This is a genomic window from Microbacterium sp. NPDC019599, assembly GCF_040632175.1.
In the GTDB taxonomy this organism is placed as follows: Bacteria; Actinomycetota; Actinomycetes; order Actinomycetales; family Microbacteriaceae; genus Microbacterium.
Window position 1 is genome coordinate 63831 of the sequence record NZ_JBEYBL010000007.1, and the last position, 20550, is coordinate 84380.

General features: G+C 71.1%; 16 protein-coding genes and 1 pseudogene. 3 read left to right on the forward strand and 14 right to left on the reverse strand.

Features of this window, described 5'->3' with window-relative positions; translation table 11 throughout:
* Positions 1–42 precede the first annotated feature (42 nt).
* The 7 genes from ABZ477_RS13140 to ABZ477_RS13170 all read right to left on the reverse strand — a co-directional run bounded on the left by ABZ477_RS13140 (position 43) and on the right by ABZ477_RS13170 (position 7925).
* Positions 43–1017 carry a serine hydrolase domain-containing protein gene (locus ABZ477_RS13140; RefSeq protein ID WP_360133590.1) on the reverse strand — a complete coding sequence of 325 codons (975 nt, stop codon included), beginning with the start codon at positions 1015–1017 and terminating at the stop codon, positions 43–45.
* On the reverse strand, positions 1014–2504 hold the full coding sequence (locus tag ABZ477_RS13145; RefSeq protein ID WP_360133593.1) for a rhamnulokinase family protein: 1491 nt from the start codon (positions 2502–2504) through the stop codon (positions 1014–1016). Before ABZ477_RS13145 ends, ABZ477_RS13140 begins: the two co-directional genes overlap by 4 nt.
* A 130-nt stretch (positions 2505–2634) precedes the next feature.
* A complete protein-coding gene (locus ABZ477_RS13150; protein ID WP_360133596.1) occupies positions 2635–4671 on the reverse strand; it encodes a bifunctional aldolase/short-chain dehydrogenase in 2037 nt (678 codons plus the stop codon).
* 63 nt (positions 4672–4734) lie between these two features.
* Positions 4735–5664 (reverse strand): alpha/beta hydrolase fold domain-containing protein, encoded by a 930-nt coding sequence (locus ABZ477_RS13155; RefSeq protein WP_360133599.1) that lies wholly within the window; start codon positions 5662–5664, stop codon positions 4735–4737.
* A 5-nt stretch (positions 5665–5669) separates the two neighbouring features.
* Positions 5670–6836 carry an L-rhamnose isomerase gene (gene rhaI / locus ABZ477_RS13160; RefSeq protein ID WP_360133602.1) on the reverse strand — a complete coding sequence of 389 codons (1167 nt, stop codon included), beginning with the start codon at positions 6834–6836 and terminating at the stop codon, positions 5670–5672.
* On the reverse strand, positions 6833–7225 hold the full coding sequence (locus ABZ477_RS13165) for an L-rhamnose mutarotase (RefSeq protein ID WP_360133605.1): 393 nt from the start codon (positions 7223–7225) through the stop codon (positions 6833–6835). The genes rhaI and ABZ477_RS13165 overlap by 4 nt, the downstream gene beginning before the upstream one ends.
* Before the next feature lie 223 nt (positions 7226–7448).
* Positions 7449–7925, reverse strand: coding sequence for a MarR family transcriptional regulator (locus ABZ477_RS13170; protein ID WP_360133608.1), 477 nt, complete (start codon positions 7923–7925; stop codon positions 7449–7451).
* Positions 7926–8045: 120 nt separating this feature from the next.
* Between ABZ477_RS13170 and ABZ477_RS13175 the strand changes: the two genes are divergently transcribed.
* Together ABZ477_RS13175 and ABZ477_RS13180 are read left to right on the forward strand one after the other, a co-directional pair.
* Positions 8046–8384, forward strand: coding sequence for a hypothetical protein (locus ABZ477_RS13175; RefSeq protein ID WP_360133611.1), 339 nt, complete (start codon positions 8046–8048; stop codon positions 8382–8384).
* Positions 8381–8725, forward strand: coding sequence for a peptide ABC transporter permease (locus ABZ477_RS13180; protein WP_360133614.1), 345 nt, complete (start codon positions 8381–8383; stop codon positions 8723–8725). The genes ABZ477_RS13175 and ABZ477_RS13180 overlap by 4 nt, the downstream gene beginning before the upstream one ends.
* Positions 8726–8750: 25 nt before the next feature.
* Here ABZ477_RS13180 and ABZ477_RS13185 read toward each other — a convergent pair whose 3' ends face one another.
* The gene (locus ABZ477_RS13185; protein WP_360133932.1) at positions 8751–9083 is read right to left on the reverse strand and encodes a protein-L-isoaspartate carboxylmethyltransferase; all 333 of its coding nucleotides are present in this window, start codon (positions 9081–9083) and stop codon (positions 8751–8753) included.
* A 178-nt stretch (positions 9084–9261) separates the two neighbouring features.
* Between ABZ477_RS13185 and ABZ477_RS13190 the strand changes: the two genes are divergently transcribed.
* Positions 9262–10266 carry a LacI family DNA-binding transcriptional regulator gene (locus ABZ477_RS13190; protein WP_360133617.1) on the forward strand — a complete coding sequence of 335 codons (1005 nt, stop codon included), beginning with the start codon at positions 9262–9264 and terminating at the stop codon, positions 10264–10266.
* 129 nt (positions 10267–10395) lie between these two features.
* On the opposite strand, the gene ABZ477_RS13195 is transcribed toward ABZ477_RS13190, so the two are convergent.
* The 6 genes and pseudogenes from ABZ477_RS13195 to ABZ477_RS13220 all read right to left on the reverse strand — a co-directional run bounded on the left by ABZ477_RS13195 (position 10396) and on the right by ABZ477_RS13220 (position 20228).
* Positions 10396–11250 carry a hypothetical protein gene (locus ABZ477_RS13195; RefSeq protein WP_360133959.1) on the reverse strand — a complete coding sequence of 285 codons (855 nt, stop codon included), beginning with the start codon at positions 11248–11250 and terminating at the stop codon, positions 10396–10398.
* An 18-nt stretch (positions 11251–11268) separates the two neighbouring features.
* Positions 11269–11379: pseudogene (locus tag ABZ477_RS13200) on the reverse strand (type IV toxin-antitoxin system AbiEi family antitoxin domain-containing protein); the annotation flags it as partial.
* 227 nt (positions 11380–11606) lie between these two features.
* Complete coding sequence (locus ABZ477_RS13205) at positions 11607–13364, reverse strand: DUF5605 domain-containing protein (RefSeq protein WP_360133620.1); 1758 nt, start codon at positions 13362–13364, stop codon at positions 11607–11609.
* Between the two features lie 16 nt (positions 13365–13380).
* Positions 13381–16305, reverse strand: a complete 2925-nt coding sequence (locus tag ABZ477_RS13210; protein ID WP_360133623.1) for a family 78 glycoside hydrolase catalytic domain — start codon at positions 16303–16305, stop codon at positions 13381–13383.
* Positions 16302–17804: a family 43 glycosylhydrolase gene (locus tag ABZ477_RS13215; RefSeq protein ID WP_360133626.1), complete on the reverse strand. Its 1503-nt coding sequence runs from the start codon at positions 17802–17804 to the stop codon at positions 16302–16304. Before ABZ477_RS13215 ends, ABZ477_RS13210 begins: the two co-directional genes overlap by 4 nt.
* A 120-nt stretch (positions 17805–17924) precedes the next feature.
* The gene (locus tag ABZ477_RS13220; protein ID WP_360133935.1) at positions 17925–20228 is read right to left on the reverse strand and encodes a glycoside hydrolase family 3 C-terminal domain-containing protein; all 2304 of its coding nucleotides are present in this window, start codon (positions 20226–20228) and stop codon (positions 17925–17927) included.
* Positions 20229–20550 lie beyond the last annotated feature (322 nt).

A 20550-nucleotide genomic window follows, 5' to 3' on the forward strand; every position in this document is an offset into this window, starting at 1 on the left:
GGTTGCGCGGCCCCCGGCATCCTTCTGCGTCGCGGGAGTGTGTCAGAGGCCTGCGACGATCGCGTTGTCGAGCTCGTCGGGATTGACCGGGCTGTGGGCGGTGTTCGTGAGCAGGACCCACGCGACGCCGGCCGTCGGGTGCACCCAGAACTCGGTGCCGGACCACCCGCTGTGGCCGAAGGCATCCCGGTCGAGACGGCTGGGGGCGCGGGTGGGGAGGTTCCAGGAGAAGCCCCAGTCCTGTCCGGCCTCGGCGGGGTACGGATCGAGGCGCGGGATGTCACCCGTCAGCGGGCGGAGCATCATCGCGAGCGTCACCGGCTGCACGACGGAGCCGTCATCGCGCAGCAGTGCACTGCCGAGGGCGAGCAGGTCGGACGCGCGCCCGAGCAGCCCCGCGCCGGGGTGGCGGTTCGCGACGAAGGCCTCGACGTCGAGCCCCGCCTCCGCCGCGTCGACGACGGCGTGCGGATCGGTGGCCTCGTCGAGCGTGAGCCCGTCGGCGCCGATGCCGTCCGCCCAGTCGGAGACGGCGGCATCCCATTCCCGTCCCGTCGCCTTCGCGACCATCTCGGCCACGCCCTGGAAGGCGATCGAGGAGTAGCGCGAGACGGTGCCCGCCGCGAAGTCGCGGCCCGGCGTGCGGAGGAGGGCCTCGAGTCCCGGACTGTCCATCGGCGGCTCGGGGATGCCCGAGGTGTGGCTCACGAGGTGCCTCAGGCGGACGACGTCGTCGCGATCTCCGCCGAAGTCGGGGATCGCCGCCGCGACCGGCGTCCCCATGCCGAGGAGACCCCGCTCGATGGCGCGTGCCGCGGCGATGCCGAGCAGCGGCTTCGTGATCGAGAAGAGGCGGTAGTGGTCGTCGGGCTTCGCGGCCCGCCCGTCCGTCGCACCGAAGGCGTCGAGCGCGACGACGCCTTCCGCCGTCGCGATGCCGAGCACGGCCGTCGGGAGGCTGCCGGCGTCGACATGGCGGCGGGCCCAGTCGAACGCCGCGGAATAGCGTGAGGTCATGACTTGGGAGCGTACCGGCGCGGCGCGTGCGTGCGCGCCACGAGGTCGCGCAGCCCCTCGAGCGATCCCGTCACGAGACCCGCCGCGCGGGCCTGCACGAGGACGTTCCCGAGCGCCGTCGCCTCGACCGGCCCGGCGAGGACCGGCAGGCCCGACCGGTCGGCCGTGCGCTGGCACAGCAGCTCGTTGAGCGCGCCGCCGCCGACGATGTGGATCGTTCGGATGTCGACACCGCCGAGGCGGCCGGCCTCCAGCGAGGCGTCCGCGAAGGCCTGCGCGAGCGACTCGACGATGCTCCGGGCGTACTCGGCGCGCGTGCGCGGAGCCGCGACCCCGTGCTCGGCGCACCACTCGTCGATGCGCGCGGGCATGTCGCCGGGGGCGAGGAACCGCGGGTCGTTGACGTCGAAGACGGGGACGGATGCTGTCACCTCCTCCGCCGAGTCCAGCAGTGTCGGCAGGTCGATGGGGTGACCCTGCCGCTCCCACGTGCGGACCGCTTCGCTCAGCACCCACAGCCCCATGACGTTGTGGAGCAGGCGAACGCGCCCGTCGACTCCGCCCTCGTTCGTGAAGTTGGCGGCGAGAGCCTCCGGCGTGAGGACGAGGTGCTCGACCTCGACCCCGACGAGGCCCCACGTCCCGCACGAGATGTAGGCCGCGGCATCCGGCTGCATGGGGACCGCGACGACCGCCGACGCGGTGTCGTGCGAGCCGACGGCCGTGACGGGCGTTCCCGGTCGGGCGCCGATCGCCGTCGCAACCTCGGGCAGCAGCGCGCCGAGGCGCTCGCCGGGCGCGATGAGCGGGGGGAGGATGCCGCGCGGCAGGCCGAGCGCCGTGATGAGGTGCTCATCCCAGCTCTGATCGTGTTTCGATACGCGGCCCTTCGGGGCGCTACTCAACAACCAGTCGGAGCGACCCTGCGGGTCGCGCGGTGACACCCGGCGCAGGAGGCCGGTGGTCGAGGCGTTCGTCTCCTCCGCCCGAGCCTGACCCGTCAGCCAGTAGCCGACGAGGTCCGGGATCAGCAGCGCCGTGTCGGCGAAGTCGAGGAGGTCGGCGGGCTCGGCGGCGAGCTGGTAGAGCGTGTTGAACGGCAGGAACTGGAGGCCGTTGCGCTCGAAGAGCTCGGAATGCGGCATCCGCTCGTGCACCCTGTCGACACCGAGGGCCGTGCGCGCGTCGCGGTAGTGGACGGGGTTGCCGAGCAGGCGTCCGTTGCGCAGGAGCCCGTAGTCGACGGCCCACGAGTCGACGCCGATGCTCGCGATGCCGGGCTCGGCGCGGAACGCCTCGCGCAGGCCCTTCACGGCCGCGCCGTACAGCGAAAGGATGTCCCAGTGGAGCTCGTCCGCCGTCTGCACGGGGTCGTTCGCGAACCGGGCGACGGGCGTCGCCTCGAGCGTGTCCGGGCCGACGTGGCCGACGATGACGCGGCCGCTCGTCGCGCCGAGGTCGATCGCCGCGACGGAGCCCGTGCTCATCGGGGCTGCCCGTCGGTCCGGGCCGTTTCGTCTCGCTTCGCTCGCTCAACGACCGGGATCGAGCCACGGTCGTTGAGCGAGGAGCGAAGCGACGAGACGAAACGCGCTGAGCCTGCGAGGGACGCCGTGCTCATCGGAGGAAGGCGGCGGCGACGCCGGAGTCGACCGGGATGTGCAGGCCCGTGGTGCGGCTGAGCTCGGGGCCGGTCAGGACGTAGACCGCGTCCGCGACGTTCTCGGGCACGACCTCCCGCTTGAGGATCGTGCGGTTGGCGTAGAACTGGCCGAGGTCCTCTTCCTTGACGCCGTAGGTCGCGGCGCGGTTGGCGCCCCAGCCGGCGGCGAAGATGCCCGAGCCGCGCACGACGCCGTCCGGGTTGATGCCGTTGACGCGCACACCGTGCTCGCCGAGCTCGACGGCGAGGAGCCGCACCTGGTGGGCCTGGTCGGCCTTCGTGGCGGAGTACGCGATGTTGTTGGGCCCGGCGAAGACGGAGTTCTTCGACGAGATGTAGATGACGTCGCCGCCCATCTTCTGCTCGATGAGCGCCTTCGCCGCCGCCTTCGAGACGAGGAACGAGCCCTTCGCCATGACGTCGTGCTGCAGGTCCCAGTCCTTCTCGGTCGTCTCCAGGAGCGGCTTGGACAGCGACAGGCCGGCGTTGTTGACGACGAGGTCGATGCCGCCGAAGGCGAGGACGGTCGCGTCGATCGCGGCCTGGACGCCGTCGGCGTCGGCGACGTTCGCGGCGACGCCGATCGCGACATCCGTCCCACCCAGCTCGGCCGCGGCGGCCTGCGCCTTCTCGAGGTCGAGATCGGCGACGACGACGCACGCGCCCTCTGCGGCGAGACGGGTGGCGATGGCCTTGCCGATGCCGGAGGCGGCGCCCGTCACGAACGCGATGCGGCCCTGGTGGGTCTTGGGCTTGGGCATCCGCTGGAGCTTGGCTTCTTCGAGGGCCCAGTACTCGATGCGGAACTTCTCCTCGTCCGAGATCGGCGAGTAGGTCGAGAGCGCCTCGGCGCCGCGCATGACGTTGATCGCGTTGACGTAGAACTCGCCCGCCACGCGCGCGGTCTGCTTGTTCGCGCCGTACGAGAACATCCCGACGCCGGGGACGAGGACGATGAGCGGGTCGGCGCCGCGGATTGCGGGCGACTCCGCGGTGGCATAGGCGTCGTAGTACGCCTGGTAGTCGGCGCGGTACTGCTCGTGCAGCTCGTGCAGGCGTGCGAGCTGCTCCTCGACGGTGGCCGTCGCGGGCAGGTCGAGGATGAGCGGCTTGACCTTCGTGCGCAGGAAGTGGTCGGGGCAGCTCGTGCCCAGCGCCGCGAGCTCGGGCGCCTTCTCAGACGCGAGGAAGTCGAGCACGACGTCGGAGTCGGTGTAGTGGCCGACCATCGGCTTGTCGTGCGACGCGATGCCGCGGATCGTCGGTGCCAGGGCCGCCGCGCGGGCTTTGCGCTCGGCATCCGGGAGCGCCTCGAAGCCCGCGCGCACGCCGCCGAACGGCTCGGCCTTGCCGTTGCTTGCGATGTAGGCGGCGGCGGTGTCGATGATCCAGAGCGAGTTCTGCTCAGCCTCCTCGGACGTGTCGCCCCATGCCGTGATGCCGTGGCCGCCGAGGATCGTGCCGATCGCCTGGGGGTTCTGCGCCTTGATCTCCGCGATGTCCAGGCCCAGCTGGAAGCCGGGGCGGCGCCACGGCACCCACACGACCTTGTCACCGAAGATCTTCGCGGTCAGCTCCTCGCCGTCGGCGGCCGTCGCGATCGCGATGCCCGAGTCGGGGTGCAGGTGGTCGACGTGGGCCGCGTCGACGAGGCCGTGCATCGCGGTGTCGATCGACGGGGCAGCTCCCCCCTTGCCGTGCAGGCAGTAGTCGAACGCGGCGACCATCTCGTCCTCGCGGTCGACGCCGGGGTAGACGTTCACGAGCGCGCGCATGCGGTCCAGACGGAGCACCGCGAGCCCCGCCTCCTTGAGCGTGCCGAGGTCGCCGCCCGAGCCCTTGACCCACAGCAGCTCGACGGGCTCGCCCGTCACGGGGTCGGTCTCGGTGCCCTTCGCGGAGGTGTTGCCCCCCGCGTAGTTCGTGTTCTTGGGGTCGCTGCCCAGTCTGTTGCTGCGTGCGATGAGCTCGGCGGCTGCGGGGTTGGTCATGGGGGTTCCTTCGCGGGGTGGGTTCGTCGTGGCGTCGAGTCGCCATGACACGCGGGCGCCGGGTCAGCCGGCCGGCGTGTCCTGGAGAGTCGAGGAGAAGGTGAGTGAAGAGCGGGTCGGGAGGGCCGCGAGGCGCGTCGCGATGCGATCGATCGAGACGGATGCTGCGGGCTCGTGCGAGCGGTTGAGGTGGCCGTGGCTCTCGCCGGCCTCGATGACGACCTCGATCTCGCGGCCTGCGGCGGCCAGCGTCGCGGCGAAGACCTCGCCCGACACGCGGAGCTCGTCGATGTGGTCGTTGATCATGAGCGTCGGCGGGAAGTCGGCCACGTCGTCGACCGACGCTGTGCCGGGGACGGCGTACAGGGGAGCCTCCTCGACGGGACCGCCGAGGTAGTTCTCGTACATCCCACGGACGGCGTCGGGCCCGAAGCCGTCGGCCGCGGGGTTCGCATCCAGCAGTGCGCGCAGTTCGGCCGAGGGTGCCGGCTGCACGGCCAGCAGGGTCGGATAGGCGAGCACGACGAGCGCCGGGAGGGCGTCAGGGTCGGCGCGGCGGGGAGCGGCATCCGATCCGTCTGCGACCAGGTCGCCGGCGAGCAGCCGCAGGACGGCTCCCGCGACGAGGTTGCCGCCGGCGCTCGCCCCGCCGATCGCGAGGCGGGCCGGGTCGATCCTCAGCCTCGCGGCGTTGGCGACGGTCCACGCCCAGGCCGAAAGGATGTCGTCGGACCCGGCCGGGTAGTGGTGTCCGCCGCGGGATGCGGCATCCGAACCCGCCCACTCCCGTGGCAGGGGCGCGAGCCGGTAGTCGACCGACACGACGGTCGTGCCGCGCGCCGCGAGCGCGCGGGCGACCCAATCGGCCTCGGGCATGTCGAGGTCGCCGGCGGCGAAGCCGCCGCCGTGCGCCCACACGAAACCGGTGCCATCGGGCTCGCGTGCGGGGTAGACGCGCACGAGCCCTTCGGCCGCGGAGTACGGATCGGCCATGCGGCTTACGCTCCCCAGCCGGCCTGCACGCCGCCGACGCGGTCCGCGGCGATCTGCTGCTGGTAGCCGGATGCCGCGTAGGCGGCCATGGGGTCGGCGGCGAGCCCGCGCGACTCGCGCCACTCGGCGAGTGCGGGGCGCACGTCGGTGTAGAACGCGTCCATGAACACGGCCTGCGCTCCGAGCACGTCGTTGGCCTGCTGAGCGGCCGCGAGGGCGGCGCGGTCGACCAGCAGGGCGCGCGCCGTCATCTCCTGGACGTTCAGGACCGACCGGATCTGGCCCGGGATCTTGTCCTCGATATTGTGGCACTGGTCGAGCATGAAGGCGACGTCGGGGTTGTTCAGGCCCCCGCCGCGCACGACCTCGAAGATGATGCGGAACAGCTGGAACGGGTCGGCGGCGCCCACGATGAGGTCGTCGTCGGCGTAGAAGCGCGAGTTGAAGTCGAACGAGCCCAGCTTGCCGAGGCGCAGCAGCTGCATGACGATGAACTCGATGTTCGTGCCGGGTGCGTGGTGGCCCGTGTCGAGGCACACCATCGCCTTGTCGCCGAGCGCCGCGACCTGGGCGTAGGACGTGCCCCAGTCCGGAACGTCGGTGTGGTAGAACGCCGGCTCGAAGAACTTGTACTCGAGCACGAGCCGCTGCTCTTCCCCGAGGCGCGCGTAGATCTGCTGCAGCGAGTCGGCGAGGCGGTCCTGGCGGGCGCGCATGTCGTTCTGGCCCGGGTAGTTCGAGCCCTCGGCGAGCCAGATCTTGAGGTCGCGCGAGCCCGTCTCGTGCATGATGTCGATGCACTCGAGGTGGTGGTCGATGGCCTTGCGGCGGATGCTGTCGTCCGCGTGCGTCAGGGCGCCGAACTTGTAGTCCTCGTCCTGGAACGTGTTCGAGTTGATCGTGCCGAGGCTGACGCCGAGGTCCTCTGCGTGGCGGCGGAGGTCGGCGTAGTCCTCGACCTTGTCCCACGGGATGTGCAGGGCGACGCTCGGCGCGAGCTTGGTGAACTCGTTGACCTTCGCGGCATCCGCGATCTTCTCGTAGGGGTCGCGCGGCGTGCCGGCGGTGGGGAACACGCGGAACCGCGTGCCCGAGTTGCCGAACGCCCACGAGGGCAGCTCGATGCCCTGCAGCTCGAGCTCGGACAGGACTTCAGAGGAGAGGATGCTCACGATGCGTCGCTTTCTGATGTGGAGGAGGTGGACCCGCCGGCGCTGGCGAGCTGGGCTTCGAGGTTGAAGACTTCGGTGAGGGGCGTCGCGGCCTGGTCGGGGCGGCCCTCGAGACCGAGGAAGAAGCGACCCATCTCGGCTTCCCAGCGGGCGGCGACGGGGGATGCTGCCAGGTAGGCCTGCGCTGCGGCATCGTCGTCGGTCTCGTAATAGCCGATGAGACGGCCGCCGTCGCCGAGGAACAGCGAGTAGTTGCGCCGCCCGGCAGCGGCGATCTCGGCGAGCATCTCGGGCCACACCGGGGTATGGCGCGCGATGTACTCGTCGAGCAGCTCGGGTCGCACCAGCAGCTGGAAGCAGACCCGCGTCGTCGCGGGGGTCGTCGTCATCGAGGAGCTCCTTGGGGCGTGCGATCTACCGGAGAATGAGGTATGAATCGTTTCAATGATAAGGCAGAAGGCGCCATCGCGCAACATCGGGCGTCGCTCGAGCCCGGCTGGGGGTGCGGTAGAGGCGAGCGGCCGTCGGGGTCAGTCGGCGCGGCGAGTCGGCCGGCGGAGGCCGGTCGGGGCTGGCCGGTCCGGGCGGCCGGCCTGGTCTTCGGCTGTCGGCTCAGGCGGCCGGTTGCGCGCTGGCCACTGCGTCGGCCGCGTCGGTGAGCGAGTCGAAGAACGCGACGATGGATCGGCGGGCTTCGTCGCTGAGTATCGAGCTGAGCTCCTGCAGCCGTGAGTCGAAGGCGCCGACAGTGCTGGTCACCTTGTCGTGCCCGCTCGACGTGGCGCTGATGAGGATGGAGCGTCGGTCGGTCGGGTGTGCGACGCGTTCGAGACTTCCGGCCCGCTCGAGGCGATCCAGGAGTGCGGTGGTCGATGCCGATGAGATGCCCAGGTGTCGGGTCAGCTCACTGGGCTTCACCTCGCGGCCCTCTTTCTCCGCCTCGACGAGGAACTGGATCATCCGGAGCTCGTTCTCGCTCATCGCGGTCGTGTCGCGGACGCGCTCGCGCATCGATGTATCCGCGGAGCGGAAGCGTCGGTACGCCTCGATCACCCCTTCAGGAGTGGATGCGATGACGTGCGAGTCCATATCGCGTTCCTTGTCTCTTGGATCTCACATTATACAGACTCAAACTCTCTAGTTTGACAAACTACTTGTACAGTGAATAACGTTCCAAACAAGAACAGTCCGTCCCTCGAAGGAGCAGACATGGGTCGCCTCTACTACGGCAGCAGCACCGAGCCGATCGAAATGCCCGACCGCCTGATGGCGCACCTCAAGCTCGTCGCGTCGAGCAAGCTGCGTCGATCCGAGAGCTTCACTCTCACCTGCAAGGACTCGACCATCCCGGGCGCGGGCCGCGAGACGATCTGGGTGCATTGCTCCATCCCGCTGCGATTCGTGTTCGACTCCGCGGAGAACGTCAACCTCGACCGGGCCTACCTCGAGGAGCTCGCGCGCGCCGCGACCTCTACCGTCGGCATCGTGATCGACATGGCCGACTGGATCGAGGCGCGCCCCGAACCGGTCCTGGTGCGTGCGGCATGAGTGCCGTCATCCTGAACCCGACACTGCCGACCGTGTCCCGAGTCACGTGGGCCCAGCCCGAAGGCGGGTTCTACGTGGCGTCCCGCGCCGGTGAGTTCGTCGGCTACGTCGACACGACCGCTGACGGCCACTTCATAGCGTTCGACGGCCGGTCGACGCCCGTGGGACGCTATGCGCGCCTCGCCGAGGCCAAGCGCGCGGCCGTGACGGCGAATGGCCGACGTCGCCGCACGCCCCTGCATGGGATCGACCGGCGCCTGCATGCGGCCGCAGCTGCGTCCGGGGCGATCGCCGCTGTGCTGTTCGCGGCCGCGGGGACGGTCGTCGTTCCGTATCTCTGACGCGAGCGGTCGTGTCGTCTCGGGGTCAGACCGGCGCGACAGCGGCTGCCTTCGCCGACATCGCGGCGTCGGTCCGGGCCTGCAGGTAGTCGCACATCTCGGCGAGCGTCCCCAGATCGTGGGAGAGCCGCGCCACGCCGGGACCGTCGAGGTCGAAGCTCTCGTGGCGAGCCTCGAAGGTCACCAGCCACTGGGGGAGTCCGTCGCGCACGATCGCCTGGATGTACGTCATCGTCGACGCGTTGCGCAGCGACACAACGACCATCCCGGAATCGGGCCCGGCGGTGAAGTCCTTCTCAAGGACCGACACATCGGTCGCCACGTCTTCGCGGGAAGCGAGGAAGTCGCGCACCCACATCTTCACCGTTGCTTGATCGCGATACGGCATGTCACCCCACAACGGCACTCCAGGTGCCGGCAGGCACTGCACCCATTATGCCCTCCTCGCCTGGGAGGAAGATGCCAACGCCCCTCGGCTGTGGACGGGAGGGTGCCCCCTACACTCTGATCAGGGCGGAAGGAGCACAGGGGGAGACATGGCTGTGAGCGTGAAGGACGTCGCGGCCGCGGCATCCGTCTCGGTCGGAACCGTCTCGAACGTCCTCAACCAGCCCGCCAAGGTCGCGCCCGCCACTGTCGAGCGGGTCATGCAGGCGATCGCCGAGCTCGGCTACGTCCGCAACGACGCCGCGCGCCAGCTGCGCGCGGGACGCAGCCGCTGCATCGGCCTCGTAGTGCTCGACGTCGGCAACCCCTTCTTCGCGGAGGTCGCCCGCGGCGCCGAGGCGCGCGCCGCCGAGGACGGCATGACCGTGCTGCTCGGCAGCAGCGACGAGCTCCCCGGCCGCGAGGCGGCCTACCTCGACCTCTTCCAGGAGCAGCGCGTCAACGGCGTGCTCGTGACGCCCGCGACGGACGACCTCGCCCCTCTCGCGCGTCTGCGCGAGGCCGGCGTGCCGATCGTCCTGGTCGACCGCGAGACGCACGAGGGGGAGTACCTCTCCGTCTCGGTCGACGACGTCCAGGGCGGGCAGCTCGCCGTGTCGCACCTCCTCGGGCAGGGCCGGCGCCGGATCGCCTTCGTCGGCGGGCCGCTCGCGACGCGGCAGGTCGCCGACCGCCTCGAGGGGGCCCGGCGCGCCGTCGCCGCCGTCGAGGGAGCGACGCTCGAGGTCATCGAGATGCCCGCGCTCACGGTGCTGCAGGGTCGCGCCGCGGGCGAGGCGCTCGTCGCGCGCGATGCCCCGGACCGACCCGATGCGGTGTTCGCGGCGAACGACCTCCTCGCCGTCGGTCTGCTCCAGGGGCTGAGCCTCATGGCGGATGTCCTGGTGCCCGACGACATCGCCCTCATCGGGTACGACGACATCGACTTCGCGTCGGCGACCGTCGTGCCCCTGAGCTCCATCCGGCAGCCGGCATCCCTCATCGGCTACACCGCCGTCGACGTCCTGCTCGCCGAGCTCGCGGGTTCCGGCGGCTATGAGCGCAACGTGCGGTTCCAGCCCGAGCTCGTCGTCCGCGCCTCGACTTCGGGCTGAGCACGGTCTTCGGTCTGCGCCGAACCCACCTCTTTTGTTCGCGAACCCACCTCTTCTTCGGCGAACCCACCTCTTTCGGCGCGCAGCAGCGGGTGGATTCGCTGTGAACGGGTGGGTTCGCAACGGCGATCAGCGGGTCGGGGTGAGGCCGAAGAGGGAGAGACGCTGGCTCAGAGCCGCGGGCGTCGCAATGTGCGGCATCCCCCAGCGGACGAATCTGCGTGAGCTCCGTCCGCGGATCCAGTCCTCGCGCTCCTTCTCCTTCGCGAAAGTCTGACGTGTCGTCTGGGACCCGAGGATGCTGGGGTCGAAGTACTTGCCTTCGCCATCGAACTCGCCCCATGCGCCGACGTCGTCAAGCCCGAAGTCGATCGCCAGGAGCTCGCCATTCGGACCTGGAAACGGAACCTGCAGCCGTGGCGGCGCGAATCCGAGGTCGGACAGGTAGAGGCGACTGACGCTCTCGCCTGGCAGTTGCGCCCGGCCATCGGCGAAGGCGGCGATCCAGCGGGCTTGTCGGATGCCGCGGGCCCCCGTCGACCGGGCGATTCGAAGGTGGAGTCGCGCGCGCCAGGTATCAGCGGCCACCTCGTCGTAGGTGCGATCGCCCGAGTTGTATGCGATGAGGCGGAGCGCGGCATCCGCTATTGCGACCGCCGTCTCGCGGGGTGTCGTGCGGATCAGATCGAAGACCGTCCGCTCGAGCGTGGTGCAGGGGATGCCGTCCACGACGTCGCGGTCGCTTTCGGGCACAGCCACCTCATGGTGCCGCACGAGCGGGCCCGTGCGCGCGACGCCGTCCGTGTGGAGCCCGGCGACGTGCACCGCGCCCGGTTGGAAGCGGAACAGAGGCAGCTCACGCAAGACAGCGGCCGAGGCGTGGGAGAAGACCACCGCATCGGTCCGTCGGGCCGAGTCGGCCGCCACGACGCGGAGCAGGTGCCGGGTCTCGGGGAAGGCCGACGCCCAATCGGGCTGCCGCACGAATCGGCCGCGATGAACCCGGACGAGGCGTCCTTCCTCAACGGCTCGCCGAACGGCGGCGGCAGTCCATCCCTGTCTTTCGAGCTGCGCGTTGGTGAGTACGAGGGGTCGGGCGAGATGAGGGGTCACACCTCACTGTGGCCCCCAGCATCCCTGACTCACGCCCCGCGACCCTTTTCTGTGGGTTGGTCGCCCTTCACGCTTCCTGTGGAGGAGGTCCCGTCGCGCACGCCGGTGCGCGAACCCACCCGATCCTCGCGAACCCACCCATTTGGTGCGCCGAAGCGGGTGGGTTCGCGGAAAGAGGGTGGGTTCGCGGAAAGAGGGTGGGTTCGCGGAAAGAGGGGGCGGCCGGGTCAGGCGGGGACGCGGATGCAGCGCACGGCCATGTACTGACGGCCGGGGAGGTCGACGCGCACCGTGCCGCGGTGCGTCCCCGGCACGCGGGTGATCGTCATGTTCCAGGTGTCGATGACGTCGATCGTCCACTCGCCCTCGGGGAGGACGACGTGGCGGAAACGGGGCCGGTTGAAGCCGAAGTAGGCGACGCGATGCGAGTCCGCGACGCCGCCCCAGGGGACGTCCCAGTCCGAGGGGAGCGGGTCCCACACGCCCTCGGGCGCCTCTGCCTGCAGGTCGAGAAGGAACCGGATGCGGTCCGGCGACGTGCCGTGCAGCTCGCCGCCCTTCGACCACCAGAGCACCTCGTCGGTGTCCGGGTGCGGGAGGTAGGTCTCGCCGTGGCCGACGTAGCCGCCGCGGACGGCGCCCTCCCAGAAGCGGCGCGTCATCTCCTCGCCGGTGATGTTGCCCCAGCCCTGATCGATGTCACCCTCGTAGGCGCACTCGTCGATGACGACGGGCTTGCCCCACCGCTCGCGCCACTCGTCGGTGTTCTCGGCGGTGCGGTAGACGTCGACGCGCTGCACGCTGACGTGCGTGATCCACGGCTCGGAGTAGTCGTAGAACGGGCGGCAGTTGTGGATCGAGTTGAGGTGCCCGAAGGCGTCCTCCTCACCGACGACGGCGGCCAACCGCTCCCAGTCCTCGATCTCGTTCGACCACATGAGGTCGTACTCGTTCGCCATCGACCACCACACGTTCGCGAAGGCCGCCAGGCGGCGCACGACGTAGCGCAGGTACCGCTCGTCGACGGCGGGGCCCATGTCGGCGAAGCCCCAGCGGTCGTACGCGTGGAAGAGGATGAGGTCGGCCTGGATGCCGAGCTCGGCCAGCTGCGCGATGCGCTGCTCGAGACGGCGGAAGTGGGCCGGGTCGAAGCGCGTGTGGTCGAAGCCGTCCTCGAGCGAGCCGACGAACACGAAGTCGGACGGCTCGTTGGCGTTGAAGAGATACGACTTCGGGAAGAGGCACATGCGGATCTTCGTGAAGGGCGCCTCGGCGAGCGTCGCGAGGGTCTGCTCCTGCAGCTCGTCGCTCTGGTGCGTCCACGCGTACGCCGTCGTGCCGAGCGGGACGTGGCGAGTGCCGTCCGCGTGGCGGAAGTGGAAGCCGTCGACCTGCACGGGGCCGTGCGAGCCCTCGCGGGCGGCGCCCACCGACGCCGTGCCGACGATGCCGTCGAGCGAGCGCGCCGTCGATCGCGTGAGGAAGCTCCACTCGCCCTCGGCGTCGGCCAGCGCCCGGACGAGGTACACGCCGTCGCCGTCGTAGAAGCCGCCGACCCGCACGTCCGAGCCGTCCGGCCGCGTGAACACGGCGTCGACCTCGACGTCGACGAAGGGGTTGCCGTGCGAGGGCCCGTCGAGGCGCACCTCGAGAACATCCCAGCGGGCGACGGTCTGAGGGAGGGTGACGGATGCCGATCCCCGCGGAACATCGTCGCCCTCGTAGTCGGGGTCCGGCTCGATCGCCGCCCCGTACTGGCGCGGCGCGTGGGTCCCGTCGCCGATCTCGGCGAGGGCGTCCCACAGCCGCTGCCGCGCCGCCGGGTCCTCGAGCTCCTGCGCGAGCGCGACGAGTTGGCCGAGCCGGGCGTCGCGGAACTGCGCCGCCATGGGCGAGGCCGCGATCCCGGGGAGGTGCTTCTCGAGCACGGCGCGGCCCGCGGGGTGGTCGAGTGTCTCTCCGAAGGTGGAAGCACGATCGAACATGGGGGATCCCTTCGGGTCAGGCGGGCTGGGCTGTGGCATCGCGCACAGCGCGGTCGACGTCGTCGAGCACAGGCGGGGGAGTGAACATGAGCGCCGACCGCAGCGTGCGGCCCGCGCCCCACTGCGTCTCGGCGCGAACGGCCTCGGCGCGGTCCGGGTCGAACGCGCGCAGGGTGTCGAGCAGGGCGCGGTAGGCGCGCGGATCGTCGATCACGTCTGCGAGGGACGCGTCGAGTCCCGGCAGGGGCGCCCGCGGCGCGGCGGCAGCCGCGGGGACCCGCCACTCGTGCGAGCCGGAGCCGACCTCGAGCTCGGCATCCGTCGACGGCAGCGCCACGATCGCGGTCGTGTTGGCGGGGACGACGGCGGTCACGACGAGCTCGCCGCCGTCGCGCCGCCACGAGACGGATGCCTCGCCGTACGGCGTGAGGTGACGCGCCGACGCGTGCGAGAGCGAGGCGAGGGGGCGCGGTGCGATGCGCAGGCGCCGGTATCCGGGCGCATCGGGCGCGAGGCCCGCGACCGTGCGGTGCAGCCAGTCGGCGACCGCGCCCAGCGCGTAGTGGTTGAACGACGTCATCTCGCCCGGGTTGACGGAGCCGTCGGGGAGGAGGCTGTCCCAGCGCTCCCACACCGTCGTCGCACCCATCGTGACGGGGTAGAGCCACGACGGGCACTCCGTCTGCAGCAGCAGGCGCTCGGCCTCGGCGAGGTGCCCGCCCGCCGTGAGCGCGTCCGTGACGAGCGGCGTGCCGACGAAGCCCGTCGCGATGCGGTACCCGCCTTCGCGGACGAGCGCGGCGAGGCGGTCCGACAGCGCCTGGCGAAGCTCGGGCTCAGTCACGAGGTCGAACTCGAGGGCCAGGGCGTAGGCCGTTGGCGCATCGCTCATCATGCGACCCGCGGGCGTCACGTAGTGCGACACGAACGCCGCGCGGCTGCGCTCCGCGAGCGCGCCGTAGGTCTCGGCATCCTCGTCCAGCCCGAGGAGTCTCGCGGCGTCGGCGACCTGCCTCAGGGACTGGGCGAGGTAGGCGGTCGCGACGATGTCGCCGTCGACCTTGGCCTGACCGGGCTTGTCCGGCGGCGCGGAGGGGTCGAGCCAGTCGCCGAGCTGCATGCGGCCCGCCCACGGGCCGTGGTGTCCGGCATCCCGCAGCACGGCGTCGGTCCATGCCCGCATGCTGTCGTACTGCGCCTCGAGCACTCCCAGATCGCCGAAGCGATCGTGGAGCACGGTCGGCACGGCGGTCGCGGCATCCCCCCACGCCGCCGTGGGTCCGACACCGCCGAACGCGGGAAGCGCCGCGGGGATCACGAGAGGCACCTCGCCGTCGTTGCGGGCCTGCTCGAGCGCGAGGTCGCGCAGCCACGACGTGAGGAAGCCATCGCAGTCGTAGAGGAAGCTCGCGGTCGGCGAGAAGACCTGGATGTCGCCCGTCCAGCCGAGGCGCTCGTCGCGCTGCGGGCAGTCGGTCGGGATCGACAGGAAGTTGCCGCGCATGCCCCACACGACGTTCTCGTGGAGGCGGTCGAGCTGCTCGTGCGAGCTGTCGAACCAGCCCGTACGGGTCATGTCGGTGTGCAGGACGACGGCCTCGACGTCGGCGGGATCGATGTCGGCGCCCTCGATCTGCGCGTAGCGGAAGCCGTAGAAGCTGAAGCGCGACTCGAGGAGGTCCGCGCCGCCGCTCAGGTCGAACGTCGCCGTCGCCTTCGCATTGCGGAGGGGGCGGATGCCGAGCTCCCCATCCTCGAGGACTTCGGCGTGCCGGATCACGACGCGCGTGCCGGCCTCGCCCCTCGCGCGCACGCGCAGCCGTCCGACGAGGTTCTGGCCGAAGTCGAGGATGCGCCCGCCGCTCGGCGTCGCGATCACGTCGGCGACGGAGAGGGTCTGGATGCGGCGTACGGGCGGCGCGATGCGCGCCTCGGGGACGGGGACGGCCTCGTAGCCGGGGAGCGCGGCGGCGCCGACGCGAGCGGGGGACCAGCCGGCGCTCGCGGCTCCCGAGCTCTGTGCGATCCCCGAGCTCGTCGAGGGGTCGGAGTCCTGCGCCGGGCCCGGGTCCGACGCCTCGACAGGCTCGGCGACCGTTTCCTGGCCTGTCCCCGGGGATGACCAGCCGTGGATCACGCGCCGGAGGTCCTGGTGCTCGCCGGGATAGATGCCGCTGTCGACGACCGGGCCGTCGCCGCAGGCTTGCCACGAGGCATCCGTCGCGGCGACCGTCTCGACCGAGCCGTCCTCGAACTCGACGCGCAGCTGCGCGAGGAAGGACGGCTGCGTGCCGTAGAGGCGGTTCGTGAAGGTGAAGAAGCCGTACCTCTCGGTGTACCAGGCGCCCGCGATCGTCGCACCCAGGATGTTCTCACCCTCGCGCACGAGTCCCGTGACGTCGACGGTCTCGTGCACGAGCCGGTCGCGGTACGCCGTCCAGCCCGGCGAGAGAACGTCGTCCGAGACGGCCGTGCCGTTGAGCTGGGGCTCGGCGACGCCGAGCGCGGTCCAGAACAGCAGCGCCCGGCGGAGCGGTCGATCGAGCGTGAACGTCGTGCGCACGAGCGCGGGCTGAGCCTCGCGATCGGGATCGGCGAGGCCGATCGGCGCGGCGACCCACTCGCCCTCGGCGAGGAACCCCGCCTCGACGCGGAGCGGCTCGCTCCACGCGGTCTCGGTGCCCGACAGGGCGCGCACCCGGACGGCGACGTCGCGCGCGTCGCCCGCCGCGAGCGGCCGGAACGGCCATGCGACGAGCGCGCTCTCGGCGCCGTCGATGGTAACGGTCTCGACGCCGTCGGTGAGGTCGACGGATGCCTGCACCCAGTCGCGCTCGTCCGTCCCGACCTGCCAGGTCAGGCGCGGCGTCGGGATCGCGACGAAGCCGGTGTCATCGCGAAGCTCGGCCCGCAGCGTCGTGATCCGTGCGTGTTCGGTCATTCGTCGTCTCCTTCGGCGAGCCACCGCTGAAACGATACGACTCCGTCGACGGCGTAGACGCCGATCACGCGACCCGTGAAGGACTCCGTCGTCTCGGACGACAGGAAGCGCCCGTCGACGGTCGCGAGGTGGACGCGCTCGCCGTCGATCGTGGCCGCGAGGTCGAACTCGTCGCCGGTGCGCGGGAAGCCCCCGGTCGGCGCGGGCTTGCGCGAGTCGATGTGCAGGTCGAGCACCCCGCCGCCCAACGGCGTCGTCCACTCCTGCACGAGCCCGCTCACGACGGCACGCGCCGTCACGCTGCCGGCGCCCGCCTCGACCTCGACGTGGAAGTGCTCGTCGTAGCGCACGGCGAGGCCGCCGACTCCGGCCGAGGCATCCATCGTCACGGTCACGGCGTTCGTGAGGTGCTCCTGGCGGCGGCCGACGAAGACGGGCCGCGGGTCGTCGAGCGTCGAGCCGTCGCCGCGCAGGACGAGCAACCCGCCCGAGACCTCCGAGACCGCCGTGGGCAGCGCCCGCACCGCGATCCATTCGCCGTCGAGCGGCGCGTCGAAGCGCACCTCGACGCGAGTACCGGGGCGGGCGTTGAGCATCACGGGCTCGATCGACGGCCAGCCGTCGTCCTCCCAGTGCACGGGCGTCACGAACGTCTCGCGACCCAGAGCCGAGAACGCGCGGGTCATGCTGCGCGGGCGGACGCCGAGGAGCACGCACAGCCACTCGCCGTCGGGGCCGACGACGAGGTCGCCGTGACCCGTGTTCTGGATGGGGCGCGTCGTCGAGCGCGCCGAGACGAGCGGGTTCTGCGGCGCGGTCTCGAAGGGACCCTCCGGCGAGTCTCCGCGCGCGATCGAGATGCCGTGGCCGCGCTCCGTGCCGCCCTCGGCGATCATGAGGTACCACCGGTCATTCACGGCGTACAGGTGCGGCGCCTCCGGGAAGCCGCCGCCGGTCCCCGACCACAGTGAACGGGGCTCCTCGAGGGCCCGATGCGTGTCGAGGTCGACCTTCACCTGCTGGATGCCGCGATGCGCGCCGATCTGCGATCCGCTCAGGACGAGGCCGGAGAAGGTGATGTACACACTGCCCTCGGCATCCCAGGCGATGTCGGGGTCGATCCCGTCGACCGAGCCCGATCCGTCCTGCTTGAGGATGAGATCACCGTCGCTCCAGGGGCCCGCGGCATCCGTCGCGGTGAAGTGCAGCATCCCTCGGCCCATCGCGTCGGTGATGACGAGGTGGAAGACGCCGTCGCGGTGGCGGATCGTGGGCGCCCACGCGCCGCCGGCCGTCGGCACGTCCTCGACGGCGAGCTGACCGGGTCGCGTGGCGACCTGGCCGATGAGCTCCCACGTCTCGAAGTCGGTCGAGCGGTGGATCGGGATGCCGGGCAGGTACTCGAACGTCGAGGTCGCGAGGAACCACTCGTCGCCCACGCGGACGACGGACGGGTCGGGGTGGAAGCCGTTGAGCAGCGGGTTGTACAGCGTCGTCATTGCGTGAGGCCTTGTGTCGAGGTGGCTTTCGGCCGGCGTTGGGTGGTGCGGTCCGCCGGCTGGGAGGTCGCGAACCGCGGCATCGCCAGAAGGGATGCCGCGGTTCGCGTCACGCGATGGTCAGGCGATCTCCCACTCGGCTGACAACGGCAGGTCGGCGACGGATGCCCCGGCCCGCAGTGTGTAGGCGCCGGCCTCGACCGACCATTCGCCCGTCCAGTGCGCGAAGCGGCGCGCCGGGAGCGGGATGCTGGCGGTCACGGTCTCGCCCGGCGCAGCCTGGACCGCCGCGAAGCCGACGAGCCAGCGCTCGGCGCGCTCGATCTCGGAGTCGGGACGCTCGGCGTAGACCTGCACGACCTGCTTGCCCGCGCGGTCGCCGGTGTTGGCGAGCGTGACCTCGAGGACGTCGCCGTCGCGCTGCGCGACGCCCCACGACCAGGACGTGTAGCCGAGGCCGTGGCCGAACGGGAAGGCCGGCTGGGCGCCGTCCTTGAGCCACGCGCGGTAGCCGATGTGCAGGCCCTCCTCGTAGTGGAGGACGCCGTCCTGCGGCGTGACATCGGTGACGGGGACGTCTTCGAGGGTCGCCGGCCACGTCGTGGGGAGGCGTCCGCCCGGCTCGGCGGCGCCCGAGAGGACGTCGGCGAGGGCGGAGCCGAACTCCTGGCCGCCGAACCATCCCTGGACGACGGCGGCGACGTCAGAGGCCCAGGGCAGGACGACCGGCGCACCCGCGTTCACGACGACGATCGTCGGCGTGCCGGTCGCGGCGATCGCGCGCACCAGCTCGTCCTGGCGGCCGGGCAGGTCGAGGTCCGGGCGGTCGTAACCCTCCGACTCGACCTTCGAGTTGGTGCCGACGACGACGATGGCCACATCGGCACCCGCGGCGGTCGCGACGGCGCGCTCGATGAGGCCGTCGGGGTCGGAGTCGTCCGGTGCGATACCCACGGTGGCCGACAGCGCGCCTGCGAGAGCGCCGCCCTGCTCGAGGGTGAGCTCGACGCGGAAGCGCCGGTCGACGCCTGCCTCGACCGGCACCGCGGCCGTGAGCGACGGCGGGTTGAGGAAGGCCGCGCCGAGGTCGGTGCCCTCGATGACGGGCACGTCGTCGACGAGAAGCTGGTCGTCGATGAAGAGCCGACCGGGGTTTGCGCCCGCGAAGCCGAGCAGGATCTCGCCGGACTCCGCAGGCGTGTAGACGCCCTCGATCACGACGCGACGGCTCGCCGCGATCGGGGCGTCGCCGCCGAACCAGACGAGCGCCGTCGACCGGCGGTCCTCGGCGAAGATCTCGGCGCCCTCGCCGTCGAAGAACGTGACGCGCACTCCGGGCTCGCCCGTGAGGGGGTTCGTGAGCCGGTCGAGCGGGATCTCGGCGACGCCCTCCTGCACGACGGCGCCCAGCTCGTATCGCACGTCGGCGCCGGGGAAGGCGGAGCGGATGCCGTCCAGCGGCGACGTGATGCGCTCGGGCAGGACCGTCGCGCTGCCGCCGCCCTGGGTACGGGCCTCGCGCGCGTTGTGGCCGATGACCGCGATCCGTGTGAGTGACGAAGCATCCAGCGGGAGGATGCCGTCGTTGGCGAGCAGCACCGTCCCGGCGACCTCGGCCTCGCGCGTGAACGCGACGCCGTCGATCGCGCTCGGCGTCTTCGGCTCGGTGCCCTCGAGGGCGCCTACCCGCTCGGCGAGGAGGAGGAGGCGCAGCACCTTGCGGTCGATGTCGGCCTCGTCGATCTCGCCGTTGCGGACGGCCTCGACCAGGCCCGCGAACGCGGGAGCCGGACCGGGCATCGCGAGGTCCTGCGCCGCCGGGATCGCGCCCAGCGACCGCACGGCGGTCCAGTCGCTGATCACGACGCCGTCGAAGCCCCAGACGGAGTTGAGGGGCGACTCGAGCAGGTCGTGCTCGGTCATCGTCGCGCCGTGGACGGAGTTGTAGGCGCTCATGATCGTCCACGCGCCCGCCTCGACAGCCCGCTCGAACGGGGCGAGGTACAGCTCGTGCAGCGGGCGCGCGTCGACCTGGACGTCGACCGTGAAGCGGTCGGTCTCCGAGTCGTTGGCGACGTAGTGCTTGGGCGTCGCACCCACGCCGTTGTCCTGGAGGCCGCGCACGTACGCCGCGGCGAGCTCGGCCGACAGCTCGGGATCTTCGCTGAAGCACTCGAAGTGGCGTCCGCCGAGGGGCGAGCGGTGGAGGTTGATCGTCGGTCCGAGCACGACGTCGACGCCCTTGCGACGGGCTTCGGATGCCGCGGCCGCGCCGTACCGGTAGGCCAGGTCGACGTCCCATGATGCGGCGAGGGCTGAACCGGACGGGAGGTTGAGGGAGGGCTCCCGCTCGTCCCACCGCGGGCCGCGGACGCCGGCCGGGCCGTCGGAGAGGGTCATGGCCCGCAGCCCGATCTCGGGCATCGGCACCGTCGTCCAGAAGTCGGCGCCCTGGATGAGCGCCGCCTTCTGCTCGAGGGTCAGCTTCTCGAGCAGAGGGATGAGGTGCTGGACGGTCGCGGGCTGGTGGGACTGCTGCGTCGTGGGATTCGAGGTCACGGACGGTCCTTCGTGTGGGAGGCGGCTCGGCGGAATCCTCGACGCGGACTCGCTGCGAGCGACACGACCGTGGATCCTCTGCCCGAAACGCTAGCACCAAAGCCTAGTGATCGCTAGGTTTTAGATCGACACAGGGATAGGGTGATCGTGAGTCGCAGCCGAGTGGGCATCGGGTGTCACACGAAAT

What these genes read in the sequence shown, in the direction of transcription:
- ABZ477_RS13155 (WP_360133599.1), bottom strand. Translation starts at nt 5,664, where the DNA reads ATGGCCGATCCGTACTCCGCGGCCGAAGGGCTCGTGCGCGTCTACCCC.
- ABZ477_RS13175 (WP_360133611.1), top strand. Translation starts at nt 8,046, where the DNA reads ATGGGTCGCCTCTACTACGGCAGCAGCACCGAGCCGATCGAAATGCCC.
- ABZ477_RS13205 (WP_360133620.1), bottom strand. Translation starts at nt 13,364, where the DNA reads ATGTTCGATCGTGCTTCCACCTTCGGAGAGACACTCGACCACCCCGCG.
- ABZ477_RS13185 (WP_360133932.1), bottom strand. Translation starts at nt 9,083, where the DNA reads ATGTGGGTGCGCGACTTCCTCGCTTCCCGCGAAGACGTGGCGACCGAT.
- ABZ477_RS13165 (WP_360133605.1), bottom strand. Translation starts at nt 7,225, where the DNA reads ATGACGACGACCCCCGCGACGACGCGGGTCTGCTTCCAGCTGCTGGTG.
- ABZ477_RS13210 (WP_360133623.1), bottom strand. Translation starts at nt 16,305, where the DNA reads ATGACCGAACACGCACGGATCACGACGCTGCGGGCCGAGCTTCGCGAT.
- ABZ477_RS13170 (WP_360133608.1), bottom strand. Translation starts at nt 7,925, where the DNA reads ATGGACTCGCACGTCATCGCATCCACTCCTGAAGGGGTGATCGAGGCG.
- ABZ477_RS13220 (WP_360133935.1), bottom strand. Translation starts at nt 20,228, where the DNA reads ATGCCCGAGATCGGGCTGCGGGCCATGACCCTCTCCGACGGCCCGGCC.
- ABZ477_RS13145 (WP_360133593.1), bottom strand. Translation starts at nt 2,504, where the DNA reads ATGAGCACGGGCTCCGTCGCGGCGATCGACCTCGGCGCGACGAGCGGC.
- ABZ477_RS13190 (WP_360133617.1), top strand. Translation starts at nt 9,262, where the DNA reads ATGGCTGTGAGCGTGAAGGACGTCGCGGCCGCGGCATCCGTCTCGGTC.
- ABZ477_RS13150 (WP_360133596.1), bottom strand. Translation starts at nt 4,671, where the DNA reads ATGACCAACCCCGCAGCCGCCGAGCTCATCGCACGCAGCAACAGACTG.
- ABZ477_RS13140 (WP_360133590.1), bottom strand. Translation starts at nt 1,017, where the DNA reads ATGACCTCACGCTATTCCGCGGCGTTCGACTGGGCCCGCCGCCATGTC.
- ABZ477_RS13180 (WP_360133614.1), top strand. Translation starts at nt 8,381, where the DNA reads ATGAGTGCCGTCATCCTGAACCCGACACTGCCGACCGTGTCCCGAGTC.
- ABZ477_RS13215 (WP_360133626.1), bottom strand. Translation starts at nt 17,804, where the DNA reads ATGACGACGCTGTACAACCCGCTGCTCAACGGCTTCCACCCCGACCCG.